The organism is Paenibacillus pinihumi DSM 23905 = JCM 16419, assembly GCF_000422505.1.
Classification (GTDB): domain Bacteria; phylum Bacillota; class Bacilli; order Paenibacillales; family Paenibacillaceae; genus Paenibacillus_D; species Paenibacillus_D pinihumi.
In genome coordinates, this window is record NZ_KE383864.1 from 44381 (window position 1) to 61757 (window position 17377).

General features: G+C 48.2%; 11 protein-coding genes and 1 riboswitch. Of the genes, 3 read left to right on the forward strand and 8 right to left on the reverse strand.

Translation table 11 applies throughout. From position 1 onward, the window contains the following. The 7 genes from H583_RS33005 to H583_RS0114170 form a co-directional block, all read right to left on the reverse strand. Positions 1-824 (reverse strand): RHS repeat domain-containing protein (locus H583_RS33005; protein WP_154665895.1); only part of this gene is annotated, 824 nt, incomplete at its 3' end. 180 nt (positions 825-1004) lie between these two features. Next, positions 1005-1964, reverse strand: coding sequence for an ankyrin repeat domain-containing protein (locus tag H583_RS0114140; RefSeq protein ID WP_028561011.1), 960 nt, complete (start codon positions 1962-1964; stop codon positions 1005-1007). Next, positions 1964-6985, reverse strand: a complete 5022-nt coding sequence (locus tag H583_RS0114145) for an RHS repeat domain-containing protein (RefSeq protein ID WP_154665896.1) — start codon at positions 6983-6985, stop codon at positions 1964-1966. The genes H583_RS0114140 and H583_RS0114145 overlap by 1 nt, the downstream gene beginning before the upstream one ends. A 325-nt stretch (positions 6986-7310) precedes the next feature. Then, positions 7311-8072 carry a hypothetical protein gene (locus H583_RS0114155; RefSeq protein ID WP_028561013.1) on the reverse strand — a complete coding sequence of 254 codons (762 nt, stop codon included), beginning with the start codon at positions 8070-8072 and terminating at the stop codon, positions 7311-7313. Between the two features lie 228 nt (positions 8073-8300). Next, on the reverse strand, positions 8301-8423 hold the full coding sequence (locus H583_RS37880; RefSeq protein ID WP_281170125.1) for a hypothetical protein: 123 nt from the start codon (positions 8421-8423) through the stop codon (positions 8301-8303). A gap of 594 nt (positions 8424-9017) precedes the next feature. Beyond that, the gene (locus H583_RS0114165) at positions 9018-9812 is read right to left on the reverse strand and encodes a hypothetical protein (protein WP_028561014.1); all 795 of its coding nucleotides are present in this window, start codon (positions 9810-9812) and stop codon (positions 9018-9020) included. A gap of 230 nt (positions 9813-10042) precedes the next feature. After that, positions 10043-10924, reverse strand: coding sequence for a LysR family transcriptional regulator (locus tag H583_RS0114170; RefSeq protein WP_028561015.1), 882 nt, complete (start codon positions 10922-10924; stop codon positions 10043-10045). A 170-nt stretch (positions 10925-11094) separates the two neighbouring features. Here H583_RS0114170 and H583_RS0114175 point away from each other — a divergent pair, with 170 nt between their 5' ends. Together H583_RS0114175 and H583_RS0114180 are read left to right on the forward strand one after the other, a co-directional pair. Next, on the forward strand, positions 11095-12306 hold the full coding sequence (locus H583_RS0114175; protein WP_036709733.1) for an MFS transporter: 1212 nt from the start codon (positions 11095-11097) through the stop codon (positions 12304-12306). A gap of 393 nt (positions 12307-12699) precedes the next feature. Beyond that, a riboswitch (cyclic di-AMP (ydaO/yuaA leader) is annotated at positions 12700-12877 on the forward strand. Between the two features lie 10 nt (positions 12878-12887). Continuing rightward, on the forward strand, positions 12888-14708 hold the full coding sequence (locus H583_RS0114180; protein WP_028561017.1) for an APC family permease: 1821 nt from the start codon (positions 12888-12890) through the stop codon (positions 14706-14708). Between the two features lie 169 nt (positions 14709-14877). On the opposite strand, the gene melA is transcribed toward H583_RS0114180, so the two are convergent. Beyond that, a complete protein-coding gene (gene melA / locus H583_RS0114185; RefSeq protein ID WP_028561018.1) occupies positions 14878-16176 on the reverse strand; it encodes an alpha-glucosidase/alpha-galactosidase in 1299 nt (432 codons plus the stop codon). Positions 16177-16388: 212 nt separating this feature from the next. On the opposite strand from melA, the gene H583_RS0114190 reads away from it, so the two are divergent. Then, on the forward strand, positions 16389-17252 hold the full coding sequence (locus H583_RS0114190; protein ID WP_028561019.1) for an AraC family transcriptional regulator: 864 nt from the start codon (positions 16389-16391) through the stop codon (positions 17250-17252). The last annotated feature ends 125 nt before the right edge of the window (positions 17253-17377 follow it).

The following is a 17377-nucleotide window of genomic DNA, read 5'->3' on the forward strand; positions in this document are numbered from 1 at the left end:
ACCCCGGTCTCGTCGGTCGCCGTCACCTGATTCTGGTTATCGTCAAAGAGGACCGAGACGCTGCTCTGATCCGGATGCGTGGCTTTCGTCATCCGCCCCAGCTTGTCGTACTCCATTTGCGTGACAAACCCTTTTCCATCCGTGTGGGAGGTCATTTCGCCCGTTGCCAGCTTGTAACGGAACTGCTGCGCCACCAGCGTGTTCAGATTATCTGCCCCCGTCACCTGAATGGATTGCCGTGTCGGGAAGGCAGCCTGATAGAGCGCAACATCGTATTCATTGGTAATGACAATATCCCGCGTATCATCCTTCAAGGTGACGGTCTTCGGATTTCCATAGCTGTCATACACATAGCTGGTCTGGGCCTTGAGTGGGCCGCTCGTATTGTTTTCCTTCAGGGTTACCGTCTTGATCCCGTTCGTTCCCGGATAGCGTTCCAGCTGGACATGCAAGCTTTTCGTATTCACCGGAACGTTAGAGCTGCTTAACAGGTTTTGCGCATCATACGTATACGTCGTCGTGTTGTTATTCGGATCAGTCTCGGAGGTCACATTTCCATAATCGTTATAATTTCGGGATACGATGCTCGCTGTCGATTGCGAAGAACCCTGCCAGGTCTGGGAAATCACTTTGATCGGGACAGGCCAGCGCTTGGTCCGGTTATATTCCATCGAATCGATGACCTGCTTGGCACCGCTGCTGTTGACCACTTGCGTATGGTAATACACTTCCGGCAAACGCTCAATCCAGCATACAAACTTCGTCGCACAGCAAATAAAACAAGCCTCCGAAGGAGCGCGCGTCTGTGTTTCCAATGCTTCCAAGCTAGCAAAATCTAGCGTTAAAACGCAATGTCGTATGGCTAATCAGTTCGCCAGCGAGATGGCCAAGGCATTCCGTCAGTTTCGTGTCTGGATCCTCCCCCTTACCCCAAAGGGCCGCAGATGGTTCAACGTCATAGCGTCGACGACCCATTTGCAGCCCTGGCGTTTCCCTGAAAAGTATTAGTATTTTTTTACATACTCTTGCCAAGTGTCTTGGTAAATCTTTTTGATCTGTTCAAGACGCTTTTGAGGTATTTCGGTTTTCCAGTAGTCAATTCCCTGTTTTGCAATCTCTTCAACAATGTCCATTTTCAGCTTATGTTCTTCAGAATTTAATTCTGGTATCCAGTTTCTTAAAATATCTACAGGATACCGTACGTTATTAGGATCGGGGTTACCATACTCATCTCTTAAACCTAATATGTAGTATGGATTTTTTACGTTAGCTTTTTTTTCAACAATTAAATAATAAGCGTATCTCATAGCATTAATTGTAGCATTCGGCCCCCCTATCTCAAGAGCTTTTATAGCCGCAGTCATTCCACTTGATGTTTTGTAATCAATCTCTGCCCCACCATCAAGTAATGCTTTCGTTTTATCAATGCCATAACCGATTGAATTTATTAATGGGCTCGTTCCCTTCTCTAATATTGGGGTACTACCACTATAATTTATATTTGGATTTGCACCATAACTCAAAAGAAGTTTTACATACTTTGGATCTTTTTTAGCCGCATTGTCCACCCAGGAATATCCCGTTGCCAAGAAAAGAGCCGTTTCTCCAGTAGTAGTTGCAACAATATTAGGGTCAGCACCACATTTAAGTAGTTCCTTGGCCGAATTATACTTTTCTACACCAATTGACCAGATAAGCAATGTGGTTCCATACCTCGGCTCTTGATAATTTAGCAAGCCAGGATGAGATTTATTAATTTTACTTATTTTTTTAACATCCTGATTTTTTACAGCCAACGCTAAATCCCAAACCGGAGTATCTTTCCAAATTCTTAAATTGCGAATTTGCCACTCCGGAGTATCTTCTGTTCCGTCTCTAATTTGCCAACCCCATAGAAATTTAAAAGTTATAAAGAAAACAATCAACAAAAAAATTACAACTAATAATACAATGAATTTTTTCATTAATACCCTGCTTTCCCTAGAGCATCTATGACCGCTTTCATTCCATGATTCCCTACCATATCAGGGACACGGAACTTAATACCAAAAGGGGCATTAATTTCTATCCAAATTTGTGTAGGTAAATATTTCACTTCACCAATTGGAGTCGACATTCCCCCAAATATATTATTCAGTAATTCCCCTTTTACTATATAGGCCGTCATCTTTGCTTTATAGGTTTTCGCCTTTAAATCATACGCCGATAAATTAACAGACATAGGATTAAATAAAATACTGTTTGTATTTGTAGCTACTGCATTAGCGGCGGCTTCAGCACCTCCTTTTGAGTGTCCAACCATTGTCACTTCGTGTAGCGAATAATTTTCTACAAATTTGGAAGCATATGAGATTGAATCCTGCATATTTTTTGATGCACCGAATGGTTGTTGTAAATTATTCACAGCCTCATCACTAGGATCACTGAGGGTACCCCAACTGCTTGTCCCTCTATTAACTAATGAATATTCAACTAATCCATCAGATTTTGCTCTAGAATATATACCTACCCTTAATGATTTATCTGTACTTTCATACATCGTAACATATTTCCATCCTCCGGATAATTTAAATTCTTTATTAGATGGGTCGTATATGTGTTGTGCCATTTTTGCGGCTTCCATCACTGTAGGGATATGTCCTGAAGAGTCCACATAAATCAAAGGATTATTCATCACATACACATACAAATTCAACGTCAGTGGATTCTTGTTATCCCCCTCATACGTATCCTCATTAATAAATCGCCCTATACTCGGATCGTACCATCGGGCACGCAGATACTGCAATCCTGTCGTTTCATCCCAATATTCTCCACTATACCGGAATAGATTCGGCACGGTCTCACTCGCCGTTATCGGATTCCCCCACATATCATACGTGTAACTATTGAGCACATTGCCCGCTTGGTCTGTGAGACGCGTCACATCGCCATGCCCGTTATGGGAATAATACGCCCGGTTGCCGCTGGCATCGACTCGTGACACTAATTCGTTCCCTCGAATGTAACTGGCTTTGCGGCTAACCGTCCCACCCGTTACGGTTCCTTCGGCAATGATGTCTGCTCCATCATAGTAATAACGGGTCGTAACTCCCGCTTCTGTTCGTTCCGTTAGCAACCCGTCTCCGTTATAACGATACGTCACCGTTTTGTTGGCTCCCGTCACGACCTTCGTTAAACGGTCACGGTCATCATACGTATAGTTGACTTCCTCTAATTTCGGAATGGCATCCGTTGCTAGCGTTTTGCGGTTCCCCCGCACATCATATGTGTAGGTTTCATTAAACTGGGTCGATGTCGCGATCCGGTTTAGCGAATCATAACCGAACGTATACGCGGCGCCGCTTTCGGTTTTGCCTGTCTGGTTGCGGTTCTGATCATACTGGTAAGCAAAAGTCCCCAATGTGCTTCCGGCTCTGGTATGCGTTAACAATGTCAGATTGAACTCATCGTACCCGAAGGTCGACCGGATCCCGTTGCGCAGGTCAGCAGTAGCAACAAGCCCATTCTTCTTGTAGGCGTAGATGGCATCCCAGACATTAGCCGCGGAGCCTACCGCATCCATTTGATTTCGCGCATCATAACGATACAAGCTCACAACACCAAAAGGATCGGTCATTTTGGTTCGTTTGCCCTGGGTATCGTATTCGTACTCGGTTTTGCGAGTATCCGGGTACGTGACAGAGCGCAGCCAGCCGGAGCCTGCTTCATAGTTGTACTGCGTTTTTCCTGTGCCATCCTGCATCCAGAGTCTTCGGCCCGCTGCATCGTAACCCGTTGTGATCGTTTCCTGGCTCGTGGTGCTGGAGATTTGCTGGTCCCGGTTATTATATCCATACGTACGGGCTTGGCCTTTCCGATTGACAATCTTCGTCAAATTACTGTTGGCATCATAGAAATAGGATTCGATACCGCCAGTTGGATCCGTTTTACGGATGACGCGGCCCATCTGGTCGTACTGCTTCGTCATTTTCGCATTGTCCGGGTATTTCGTTTCCTTGAGGTTCCCGGCAAGGCTGTAGACATAATTCGTCGCGTTCGCTCCCGGATCGGTCACGGTGATGAGCCGCCCCAATACATCGTAGGCATACGTGGTGGTGAACCCTTTGGCATCCTTTTGCGTAACCACATTTCCGGCGTAGTCATACGTATACTGGGTCATGCTTTTGAGCGCGCTTGAAGTATTTATCGCTTCTTGCTTGATCGGACGCCCCAGAATATCCATCGTTTCTTTGGTGACGTTGCCTTCCGGATCGGTCGTTTGAACCGTGCGCTGAATGTCATCGTAGAGAACGGTGGTGAATGCATTGTCAGTTCCCGGGAATTGCGTACGCGTGAGCCGGTCCCAGGCATCATACGTATAGGTCGTTCGCTTTCCGGTTGCATCGTCGCTTCGGACTAAGCGTCCGTAGACATCGTAACCGTAGGTGGTCGCGCCTTTGCCCACAATCCCTTCGGATACTTTCAAACCCAACGGGTTCCATTTCACAACACTCTGTACCCCGGTCTCGTCGGTCGCCGTCACCTGATTCTGGTTATCGTCAAAGAGGACCGAGACGCTGCTCTGATCCGGATGCGTGGCTTTCGTCATCCGTCCCAGCTTGTCGTACTCCATTAGGGTGACAAACCCTTTTCCATCGGTGTGGGACGTCATTTCGCCCGTTGCCAGCTTATAGCGGAACTGCTGCGCCACCAACGTGTTCAGATTATCTGCTCCCGTCACCTGAATGGATTGCCGTGTCGGGTAAGCTGCCTGATAGAGCGCAACATCGTATTCATTCGTAATGACAATATCCCGCGTGTCATCCTTCAAGGTGACGGTCTTCGGATTTCCGTAGCTGTCATACACATAGCTGGTCTGGGCCTTGAGCGGGCCGCTCGCATTGTTTTCCTTCAGGGTTACCGTCTTGATTCCGTTCGTTCCCGGATACCGCTCCAGTTCGACATGCAAGCTTTTCGTATTCACCGGCACGTTAGAGCTGCTCAACAGGTTTTGGGTATCATACGTATACGTCGTCGTGTTGTTATTCGGATCGGTCTCGGAGGTCACGTTTCCATAATCGTTATAATTCCGGGTTACGATACTCGTTGCCGATTGCGAGGAACCCTGCCAGGTCCGGGAAATCACTTTGACCGGGACAGGCCAGCGCTTGGTCCGGTTGTATTCCATCGAATCGATGACCTGCTTGGCACCGCTGCTGTTGACCACTTGCGTATGGTAATACACTTCCGGCGTATTCTCGTCGATATACACGCGGTCATAGTGATAGGTGGTCTGTGTCCGACCGTTGTTTATGGTAGTGGAAAACGAGCTGTTGGAAGGCCTGACCATCGCGCCATCGCCATTGTAGCTGTAATCCGCCCGGTTGGATTTCGTAACGGTCCCGTCGGTATACGTCACCACGTCTTCTCTGGAAGTCACCCGGTACGCCCGTTCCTTGGCGCTATTGCCCAGTGAACGGTCAAAGTCGGCGTAGCTATAATCCGTTCGCGCCTTTGTCGGGTGGTGCACCTGCTTTAACAAGGCGATATAATTGTCTTTCATGCGGCCGCCGCCGACGATATCGAAAGGAACCGGTTTAATATCGTAGGTATATTGGGTTTTTCGGCCCATCGCATCGGTGACCTGCGACAGCAGTTCCTTATTGCCTTGAGGATCTTTAATTTTGTCGAACTTGACCGTGCGATCGCCAAGCGTGACGACAACCTCTGTCGCCGAATAGGTAATCGTCAACTCATTGCCAATGGCATCTTTGACTTTCGTCAGGACCATGTCGTACGGATGCACGTACTGGTATTCAAATTGGAGAGTGTTATTATAGGCATCCGCAATTTCAATCAGCCGTCCTGAAGAGGTAAAATACATCTTCTTTCCGTCAAGTGTTTTCAGCCGATGCGAAGCGTATCTGTTATCACCTAAGTTGAAGTAACCGGACTCAAGCGTCAGATCTTTCCACGGGTACCCCTTTAGTTGAAGACCGTCCAGCTCATAAGCGCTCCCACCAAACAGATGAATATATTTCTTGTTGTTATCCTTGGTTTCAATATAGGGAAGATCCCAGCTCCATCCTTTCCCGATCGGGAAACGTTTCTCCTCTTGTTTCACTTTTGTCTCGTTTCCGTAAACGATATAGGTCTGATATTGATGGAAATAGATTGGATCGAAGACCAAATTTCCTGTTGTATAATATTTAGCAATTAATGGTGTCCCGTTTAAAGTCACCTCCTTCGCTAACAAGTAGGAGCTATTCATCGTATCAGGATCGACATAGCGCCAGGCCGCTTTCAAAGCATCTGATCTTTCATTATTAAACTCTACATCAGGCTCATTGAGCATGGGATAGTAGACTTTTGTCTCCGCTCTATTAATTAATTGTATAAGTGAAAAATAGTTTCCATACTGGTCAAAAACAAATTTTCCGGCATTTCCCATTTGAGGCGGCACAGGGTTAGACTGCGATTCTTTGTAATATAACCGACTCGTCAGCTCCGGGTAATACTTTACTCTATACGGGTTGCCGCTAACCAGTTGTTTATCATAGTATTGGGCATCAGAACTATCATATTTACGTGTCAACGCAAAGGACAACCCGTTTCTCCCCGGCAGCACCATATCCGTTGCCTGTACGGAAAGGGAGCCGCTAATTGTCGATATGTTTTCGTTGATGGAATGGATTGAAAAAGGTGCATTGTCCCGTTGAATATTTAACCGTTTAATAGCAAACTCGTCGTAACTGGTTGGGTAGGGATTAGACATCAGCATTTGTTTGTCAGATGGATCTGGTTTCCCGGAAGGAGTGAGCAAGCTTTCATCCGGAATAATTAATTCGCCTGTCGGTTCTACATACTCCCCATCAGTTGAAGGATCGACATTCACCATCGGGCTTTCGATGGGCTTCTCGTCCTCAAATCGGGAAGCTGAATAATCCAATTGTCCCAATTGAATCTCAATTTCAGGATTGATCTGTTGTAATAATTCATCCAAGGATTGACCCGATGGCTGTCTGATTTGCAGGGCAGCATATAGTTCATCCAGGGTGTAGCCTTTATTTACTTGCGCCAGCAAATCAGTCTCGGGCAGTTGAAAGCTTTGGCTTAACCATTCTAAGGTTAAGACTTCCTTATGGGACAGCTCTTCAACAAGTGGGACCGGCAGTTCTTCAACTGATGAAAATGTAAATGTTCGATTTACCTTCCGCAGTTATGGAAGTGACAGGTGCAAGCTGCGCTAATAAAACGATAAGCAGAAGATAGACGATGATTTTTCTCATACAAACAGCTCCTATTTATTCATATGCGATTGAAAATAATTACAAGGCAGTTTTAACGGTACGGATCAGGTTTCCATTCAAATCGTACTCATAAACAAGTTTGAACTTGCCAACAAGGAGGATATAATCGATTCGCCCTGCTGAATCATAGATGTACGCTAAAGATGTGCTTGCAGGTTGATTTAAAGCAGCTGTTGCATCTGTATAGGAGACATCGGGAGTTGGAGGGATATTTGCCTGAAGCGATACGATTGAATTCATAACAACAGGATAGGCCAATCCCTCTTCATCCCATTCGTAATCCAGATATTTTTTAGCTCCCTCCACCCGTTCGGTCACCTTGACGTTTCGGGTAACTCCCTTTGCATCGATAAGCACAGGGGAAAAGTTGTACACATTATGGCTTGTCAAATTGCCTGTAACTTCAAAGGTAATCCATCCAGGAAAATTTCCATTTTTCTTGATCCCGTCATTCAGCAATTCAACATCTGTATCGGTCGACCCGTCTGCCAAATCCGTATTCAAATCCTGATATTCTCCATGTTCATCTTTATAATGAATAATGGATTCGTGAATCTCGAGTTTATAGCTGCCGTCACGAAGCAAGTATCTTTTATAGTTTTCTCCGCGTCCTTCAATGATCTCTTTTACAATTTCGGGCTGATTATGGCTTTTCTCTCTTGCGGCAAGACTGTCTGGTTTACCCTGTTCCAAATCGTTTGATTTTGCACTAATGGCAGATGACATCCCAACAGAAATAATCGTGCATAATACAATCAATAATGAAAACCTGCGATTCACACACTATCATCCTTTTCTAAAATAGAATGGTCATACAGCATTCATTTTGAGACTGAATCGACACTCCCAAGCGAAAATTAGAAGTACCATGTCCTTCATGCCATGAATTCCTGCGTTAGTCTCTCTCTCATTTTTTGAGATCCCCACCACCTTTTTATTACAAATTATGCTAATTAAATAGGACTTTTTACATGTTAACATATCATTTTGTCAAAAACACCAATTTTATCAAATTTTTATAAACATTTTAATATAGACTGCATTTAATACCTTTAGCTGACGGGCTACCTCGGATTCTCCTTGGAGTTGTTGAACGGTTTCCTTGGGTGTTGTCAGCCTCACGGCATTCACTGGCTCGTACCTCCTTAAGAAACGTGAACAAAGCAGGGCGCCTTCCCTCCCGCAAGGAGTGTTGTCCTGCTTTCTTCGGTACTATTCGCCCCTCGGACTCCTTCCTGCAGACGATTCACTTCACCCTTCGGGCTTATAGATCGTCTCTTACCGTTTCAAAAAAAACTGTTTTGTTTTTTTCGTGCAGGGGAGGGTCTCCCCAGTTCACTGCATCCTCTTTCCTGCCATGCCGCTTTACGCTGGAGGATTCTTCGCTGCCGCTCCAAGTTCTAGGCAGTTTCCTTGGCCTTCGTCCATATGCTCGGGACTCGGCTCCCTCTCTTCCCTCTTGCAAGACCTTTTTGACGAAGCGGCAGAATTCACTTCATATTGCAGCCTGGCAGGTTGCTCGCCCTGTCACTGACAGGTACTTTCGTCAATACGCTTCTACGCACAGATTTATCCATACGCAGGTATCCCAGCTACCCGGGGGCTTGGATCGTCCCGCAACCGAACTTCCACCGGCTAGAAGATGCATGCTTTGCTGGGCGCACACATAAAAAAGAACCGGCGGAGTATAGCTCCGTCGGTTCTCGTCGGTTCTTTTCAAAGTCTTTACCGGGCTTTCGCCAAGATTTCCTGCCGCATCTCCTCGCGGGCCTCAGCGGTCAGTTTGGGGCAGGAATAGCATTTGACTCCGTCTTCCTTGCAGTAATACATACAGCAGGAGGAGCGGATCGCGATCTGCTCACCAGGACTGTACGGGCTGTCTATGTATCTGGGCTTATGTACAAACGGATGTCTCCTGCGGCCAAATTCATCCGCGGAAATCTGTTCCAAAATCACTGCACAATCCTGCTCAAGCCGGACCAATACTTCTTCCCGGGTTTCATTGGCCTTGAGATATTTCGTCAAAAATGTATATTGCCCCGCAAACTGGTTCCAGATCATCGCGCTCTTGACCCCGGCACTGGCAGCTACCGCCTCCACACCCGGATATACGGTATCCTGAATCAGCCGGGAAAATTCCTTCGCTACGAATGCTTCACGCCCGGTATCAGGAACGTCCTTCCATTCAAGACGATTGATTTTATAGCCCAGATGAAAATGATCGTTATGACCCTCTATTTGAAAAGTTAAATTGTCCAGCGTTAAATCGGGAATCCTGTTCTCTTGGGCCATAAATACGATGTATGTAGCACACAAATAAAAAAAAGTAGAACCAATAAACGATGCCGGCAGCTCCAAACTGGTCGCCTTGACAAGCGCGGCCCCCTTCTCCAGCACCTCCCTGACCTTGTCCTGATCAAGAAGCAAAGACGCAGGCAGCTCAATCATCGGATTAGCCGCTCCCCGCGGCGAAATATGATAAAAACGCTCAATAATGCCAAAATCCAAATCTTCCACCATGTGCCCCCCTATAAGCCAACAACAGTAATCTCCCCTGGCTTTCACAACTGGCAGTCTGCTGTGTTCGTTTCATCATTCGCTCACATGATAACGATTATTAATTTCGTTGTCAAGTATAACCAACATAACAGCATGACCTGCAGGTTGCTCCCGGCCCCACGTTTCTGATGATCCTCCAAAATGCATCTGGAACAGTGGGGCATTTTACTCTACGCACCTCTTCCTGCCACTCAAGACTGTTTGAAATACGCCCTCACCCGTTCAATAAATGCCTTGGCCGCCTGGCCGAGATAACGGTCCGAGCGGTAAATCAGTTCCAGAGTACGGCTGGGCGGGTCATCCTCAATGGTAATCGCATGGAGGGTTGGATCGTCCATTTCCAGAAACAACGGATACGGCTGCACAGTTGCACCGATATTTGCTTTGACCAATTTTATAATCGAGGTCGCTGAACTGGTTTCCATAATGGAATCCAGATGAAAGCCATGCTCGCGAGTGCGCTCCTCTACCAGTTCGCGGCCGAGGAAGCCTTTGGGGAAGATCACCATCGGAATGGCCTTCAGCTCCCGGAGGACTATTGATGTACGTTCTGCAAGGGCATGTTCCCTGGATACAATGAGCACATATTGTTCCTGGCATAAGGGAATACGAACAAGGCGATCATCAGGCTCACCCTGCAAATTAATGCCGATGTCCACATCATTGTCGAGCACCTTGTTCAAAATTTCAATTGAAGCGCTCATCTGCAATTTAATGCCCGGATATTCACGGTGAAAATCAATAAGAAGCTGCGTAAGTCGGTAGTCCAGATCAGAAGGCAGGACACCGACACGGATTGTCCCCCGCTGAATGGCACGCAGCTCTCCAATGGAGTCCTTGGCATTTTGCAGGTTGCGGGCAATTTGCGAGCTGTATTGCAGCAACAGCGATCCGGCTTCCGTCAGCGCAATTTTTTTGCCGATCCGGTCAAATAAAGGAATATTCAGTTCATCCTCCAGCGCACGAATCTGTTGACTTAGTGTGGGCTGGGAGATGCCGATTTTTTCGGCAGCCTTTGTAAAATGCATCTCCTCACAAACAGCCATAAAGTATTGAAGCTGGCGGATCTCCACAGGCTCTCCTCCTATCATTGGTTATACCAATGATAATAATAGTAATTATTATATTGATCAATCATTATTCTCGCTATACACTTTAGATATTAAATGTACCCGGCCAATGCCGATTCTTTTTGCCGCATGGATCGGGTACACAATATATAGACAGATGGAGATGAGACATCATGCGATTCGCTTTCCTGCTTGCTGCACTATTTTTGGCTTCACTGAATTTGCGTCCGGCTATAACATCGGTCTCGCCTCTGCTTGGGACGATACGTGATGCGCTTGGCATCAGCAACTCGGTTGTCAGCCTGTTAACCTCTTTGCCGGTTCTCTGTATGGGGCTGTTCGCTCCAGCAGCCGTCAAATTAAGCCTCCGCTTTGGCATTGAACGGACGATTACCCTATGTTTAGCCCTCATCGGCGTTGCCACTGTCCTCAGATTTTGGGCTGATACCGCCTGGATGATGCTGCTCACTGCATTTTTGGCCGGTGTCGGAATTGCCATTACCGGACCACTGCTGTCGGGATTTATTAAGAAGCATTTTACTAATCCATCGGCCATTGTCGGCATTTATTCCATGGCGCTTGTCGTCGGGGCTGCGCTCGGTGCCGGGCTTGCCGTTCCATTGCAAAATTCATTTGGCACATGGCAAGCCTCCGTGTCCTTCTGGGGCATACTTGCTGTCATTGCCCTGATCTTCTGGTTGAGACTTACACGTCAGGATTCCCCGGCTATGAAAGCTGCTGCTATATCCGCAGCTGCGGCTCCTGTCGCAGGGAAAGCCGCATCAGGTTCGCGCCTGCCGCTAAGAAACCGCAGAGCGTGGCTGCTTACCAGCTTCTTCGGGGCGATGGCACTGATCTTTTACTCGCTGACAGCCTGGATTGCCCCAATCGTGCAGGAGATGGGCTATGACAAGCAAACCGCAGGCACCATTCTGACCTTGTTCACGCTGATCCAAATTCCGGTGAGCTTCTTCATTCCGATTCTTGTCAGCCGCTTCCAGCACCGAATGCTGTGGCTGGTCGGATGCGCTGCCCTGGAGCTGATCGGCCTAATTATGCTGCAAACATCCGTAACGCCTTGGCTGACATGTATTGTGCTGGGGATCGGCGCCGGCGGCCTGTTCCCGATGGCACTTATGCTTCCAATTGATGAGACGTCCAATGCAGCTGATGCAAGCTCGCTGTCCGCGATGAACCAGTCCGGGGGCTACATCATTGGTGCCCTTGGCCCGTTCTTCGTTGGGATCGTGCACGATTCCGCCGGCAATTTCCACTCCGCTATTTTCGGCTTAATGGTAGTTGTAGTGGTTATGATCATCATCCAACTGAGAATTGGCAATAAAAAGGCTGGACATACCAGACTCGTTACCGCCTCGCAAAAATAAAGAGTAACGAAACGCTCAAAAGCAACAACAATCTTATCGAGAGCCGCAGCCGCGGCGGATGAAGCCGTTTCTCTTCGGGCTTTACCCGTTAGCAGCAGCGGCTTTTTATCGTCTGACCGCCCTTCATTGTTTTTCATCCCCATCGAGAGAAAAGAGTAATCACCTCTTACCTCCTGCCTAGCTGCCTGTGGAATAAAAAAAGGCCTTTCGTGAAAACTTAACAAGACTGAGCATTTTCTTTAAAAGTTCACGAGATTGCGATCTAATGCAAGCCCGCCAGCGAGCAGACCGCATGTAATCGCTTTAACGGCTTAATTAAGCATCTTTTGTCTCCTTTTCGATTCCGTTTGTTCCTTTACAGTGAGAGTGTCAAGGCGTATCATTCTTTCGTATATCACATTTACGCTGAGTCCTGTCATTTACAGGAACGGGGGAACCGAACAAGCAGCTATCTCGGCCATGTATTACAGAACAGCTGCTTATGGGGTGAATCGCCAGGGTTAACTGGTGTAGGGCATTCTTTCGGGCCCGAATCCGTCAGCTAACTCCGTAAGCGTTACGAAAGAGAGGACTAAAAGGCTATGGTTAGCCAAATCAAACGATTATTTATTGGACGCCCCATGAAAAGCAGTGCACTTGAGGGAGAGAAACTCAGCAAGCTCAAAGCGCTTGCAGTATTATCCTCTGATGCGCTGTCCTCTGTCGCCTATGGCACGGAGCAGATTCTGCTTGTACTGATGACAATCGGTATTGCCGCCATCTGGTATTCCATTCCGATTTCATTTGCCGTGCTTGGCTTGCTGCTCATTCTAATCCTTTCCTATCGTCAGACGATTGCCGCCTATCCGGCAGGCGGCGGCGCCTATGTTGTCGCGAAGGATAACTTGGGTACAGCAACCGGACTGCTTGCAGGCGGTTCCCTGCTGGTCGATTATATTCTCACAGTAGCGGTCAGTTCATCAGCCGGAACGGATGCGATTGTATCCGCCTTCCCTTCTCTGCATGATGACCGGGTGTGGATTGCCTTGATCATGATTGGTTTCCTTACACTGTTGAACTTGCGTGGTGTAACCGAGTCAGCTTCTGTGCTTGCCGTACCGGTATATTTATTCGTCGTGATCATCTTTATTATGATTGGAGCGGGAGCCTACCGGTATTTGACCGGTCAGATGGTTAGTCCTGTCGCGCCCGGTGCGCATGAGGCTCTGTCCGGCATTAGCCTGTTCCTGCTATTGAAGGCTTTCAGCTCCGGCTGCTCCGCGCTGACCGGCGTTGAAGCTGTTTCAAACGCAGTGCCGCACTTCCGCGAGCCCGCTTCCCGCAATGCGGTTGCTACACTGGTCATGATGGGATTGCTGCTTGGCGCTATGTTTCTCGGCATTTCGCTGCTCGCTTACGGATATGGCATTGTGCCTGCGGAGAAATCCACGGTTATTTCCCAAATCGCGGAATCGGTCTTCGGGCGCGGTGTGTTTTACTATATCATTCAGGGCAGCACAGCGCTGATTTTGTTCCTGGCAGCCAACACAGCCTACTCTGCTTTCCCGCTGCTCGCCTTCATGCTTGCCAAAGACAAGTTCATGCCGCGGGCGTTCATGGCGCGCGGAGACCGGCTCGGCTTTTCCAATGGCATTCTGTTCCTGGGCGTATTGTCGGCAGCGCTGATTATCTCGTTTGGCGGAAACACAGTGAGTCTAATTCCGCTCTATGCTGTGGGCGTGTTCATTCCGTTCACACTGTCCCAGCTCGGAATGATGATCCGCTGGATCAGATTGAAGCCGAAAGGCTGGCTGCCAAAACTGATTATGAATACGGTCGGAATGCTGACGACCCTATTGATTACAATGATCTTTATTATCACCAAATTTTCACAGGTGTGGATTGTGTTTATATTCTTGCCCCTCGTCATCTGGATTTTCTATCGCATTAACCGTCACTACTGCAATATTGCTGATGAATTGCGCATTCAGCTGGATATCGACAAGCCGGTTACTTCCCGGGGCACAATCATTGTTCCAGTAGCAGGCGTAACGCGTGTCGTTATGAATTCGATCAGCTATGCGCGCTCGCTGACAGATCAGGTAGTGGCCGTTTATGTCGGCTTTAATGATGAGGATATCGAATGCATGGAACGAAAGTGGGCGGAGTGGGATCCCGGCGTCCGGCTCATCGTGCTGCGTTCCAGCTATCGCAGTGTTATCCGGCCGCTGCTGAAATTTATCGACACCGTCGAGTGGAAAACCGGCAATAGCGGGCAGGTCACGGTGCTCATCCCGCAGTTCATTACCCGGAGCTGGTGGCATAATCTGCTGCATAACCAGACCAGCCTGCTGCTGCGGGCACGCCTGTTCCATCAGAAGGATGTCGTCGTGGCCACGGTACCTTTTCACTTAAAAAAATAAAGATGTTCACCATCCAGCTGGAAAGGCTAGAATCTGAAAAGCAAAAAAGACCCCGCCGTCCGCTGATGGCATTCCGGCAGACTTGAGATCACAATAGCAAAACATTGTGTCCTTTAGTCTGTCTGGATCGCCAGCGTATATGGCCGGGGTCTTTTTCTAATAAGCTGTATTATGCAAACTTCGGCAGCCAGTCTCCATGTGCTTCAATCAGATCATCACACATGGACACGATATCATCCAGGGACAACTCTGCAGACGTATGAGGATCCAGCATGGCTGCATGATAGATATGCTCCTTCTTGCGGGTGATGGCAGCTTCAATCGTAAGCAGTTGGGTGTTGATATTCGTCCGGTTGAGCGCTGCACATTGAGGCGGCAGATCGCCGATATAAGTCGGGTTGACGCCTGAACTGTCCACCAGACACGGCACCTCGACGCAAGCTTCTTTTGGCAGGTTCGTGATCAGTCCGTTATTCATGACATTGCCGCCGATTTTGAACGGCTGATTCGTCTCCATTGCCTCAAAGATAAAGGAAGCATATTCCTCCGAGCGGGTGTGCTCCAGATCCTGGCTGTTCATCAATTGCTCACGCATGCCTTCCCAGCCCTTGATTTGCTCGACACAGCGGCGTGGATACTCATCCAGCGGAATGTTGAAGCGTTCGATCAGTTCCGGATAGCTGCGCTTGATGAAATATGGATGATACTCGGCATTATGCTCCGATGATTCGGTAATGTAGTAGCCGAACTTCAGCATCATTTCCAGGCGCACCATATCGTGATGCTTCTCCTTCTGCTTTTCGACCGCTCTGCGCTTGATTTCCGGATACAGATCCTTGCCATCCTTCGTCACTTCCAGCAGCCAGGCCATATGGTTAATTCCGGCAATCTTTGCTTGGATGCCTTCATTCTCCATCCCCAGCACATCAAACAGTCCGGATACACAGCCCTGAACGCTGTGGCACAGGCCGACGGTGCGTACACCGCCATACGTGTTCATGACATTGGTCAGTACCGCCATCGGATTTGTATAGTTGAAGAACCAGGCATCCGGGCACACCTCGCGCACATCGGCTGCGAAATCAAGCATCACCGGGATGGTACGCAGATTGCGGAAAATACCGCCGATGCCTACAGTATCGGCAATTGTCTGGCGCAAACCGTATTTCTTCGGAATCTCAAAGTCTGTGATTGTACATGGATCATAGCCGCCCACCTGAATGGCGTTGACGACATATTTGGCTCCGCGCAGCGCTTCCTTCCGGTCGGAATACGTCTTAATGACACAGGTGCTGCCCATTGTTTTTTTCAGGTTGTTCAGAATTTGCTCGGAATCCTTCAGACGCTGCATGTCGATATCAAACAGTGCCAGCTCGAAGCCTTGCAGGGACGGTGTCATCATGCAATCGCCCAGTACATTTTTTGCAAAGATGGTGCTGCCTGCACCCAGAAACGTAATTTTGGACATGTGTTGTTCCTCCTGTAAATGCCGCTTAAATGCTGCATGTGTAATGGCTTTCAATGTCTTTATTATAGGGGAAGGCTTCACAAAGAAATATGGAAGGAACGAAGATAAATATGGACGTTTGTAGTCTGATTCATGACGTCTGTCAGGCGGGCATGGTATGATAATCTAAAATAAAAAGAAGCTGATGCGAACCGGTTAAGGAGTGAGAACAGATGACGGATCATAAGTGGCATCATGTGAGATTAAATTCCTCCCTGCGCAAATCCGGCCTTTCCGTTCTCTTCTGCGGGGAGGCCCAGCCTGAGGGCAATCACCGGATTGGCCCTACAGTTCATGAATATGTGCTGATTCATACGGTTATCGCGGGCAAGGGCTGGTTCGAGTCCGACGGGAAGCGTTACAATTGCAGCGCAGGCGATACCTTCTTCATTCTGCCGGGTAAGCTGGTCAGCTACGAGGCCGACCCGATGTTTCCCTGGCAATACGCTTGGGCAGCCTTTACCCCTTATCATCACGTTGCCCTGATGGCGGATATCGGAATTCGCCCGGACAGCTGCGTCATTCATGCCGAGCCGGATGAGCAAATAATGGCTGAATACCGGTATATGCAGGACGCCCTGAACGATACAACTTATCCGCAGCTGGCCGATCTGAAAGCATCCGGGCATTTGCAGTTGCTGCTGTACCAGCTTGCGTTGGCCAATAAGGCACAGCTCGCTCCGGCAGCGGTTATGGAATCGGAAATGCAGCGCCAGATATCCCGCACAGTAAGCTGGCTGAACCTGCAATATGCCCAGCCGCTGTCGATTGACCATATCGCCAAATCACTCGGTTACCACCGGACGTATCTGTCCAAGATGTTCCGGGCAGCTACCGGACTATCCCCCATGCAGTATCTGTTGCGGATTCGTATGGAGCGGGCTGCCCAGCTGTTGAAGGAAGGCCAGCTTTCCATCAAGCAGATCGCCTCCTCGGTCGGATACAACGATGCATTGTATTTTTCCAAGCAATTCCGCAAATGGAGCGGGCTAACACCTTCCGCTTACAGCAAGCAGGATGCATCGTCCATGTCTTAAGCACTTCTCCCGCGACAAATGTTAAGAATTTTCCCCAGAAATATTATGTCTTTCAATATGGCCCGCCAACGACAAGCAGGCCCCTGTCGGGGCCTGCTGTGAAAATGCCGGATAGTTGCGAATAT

Excerpts from the sequence above, each read along its gene's own strand:
- H583_RS0114190 (WP_028561019.1), top strand. The coding sequence starts at position 16,389 with ATGACGGATCATAAGTGGCATCATGTGAGATTAAATTCCTCCCTGCGC.
- melA (WP_028561018.1), bottom strand. The coding sequence starts at position 16,176 with ATGTCCAAAATTACGTTTCTGGGTGCAGGCAGCACCATCTTTGCAAAA.
- H583_RS0114175 (WP_036709733.1), top strand. The coding sequence starts at position 11,095 with ATGCGATTCGCTTTCCTGCTTGCTGCACTATTTTTGGCTTCACTGAAT.
- H583_RS0114165 (WP_028561014.1), bottom strand. The coding sequence starts at position 9,812 with ATGGTGGAAGATTTGGATTTTGGCATTATTGAGCGTTTTTATCATATT.
- H583_RS0114140 (WP_028561011.1), bottom strand. The coding sequence starts at position 1,964 with ATGAAAAAATTCATTGTATTATTAGTTGTAATTTTTTTGTTGATTGTT.
- H583_RS0114180 (WP_028561017.1), top strand. The coding sequence starts at position 12,888 with ATGGTTAGCCAAATCAAACGATTATTTATTGGACGCCCCATGAAAAGC.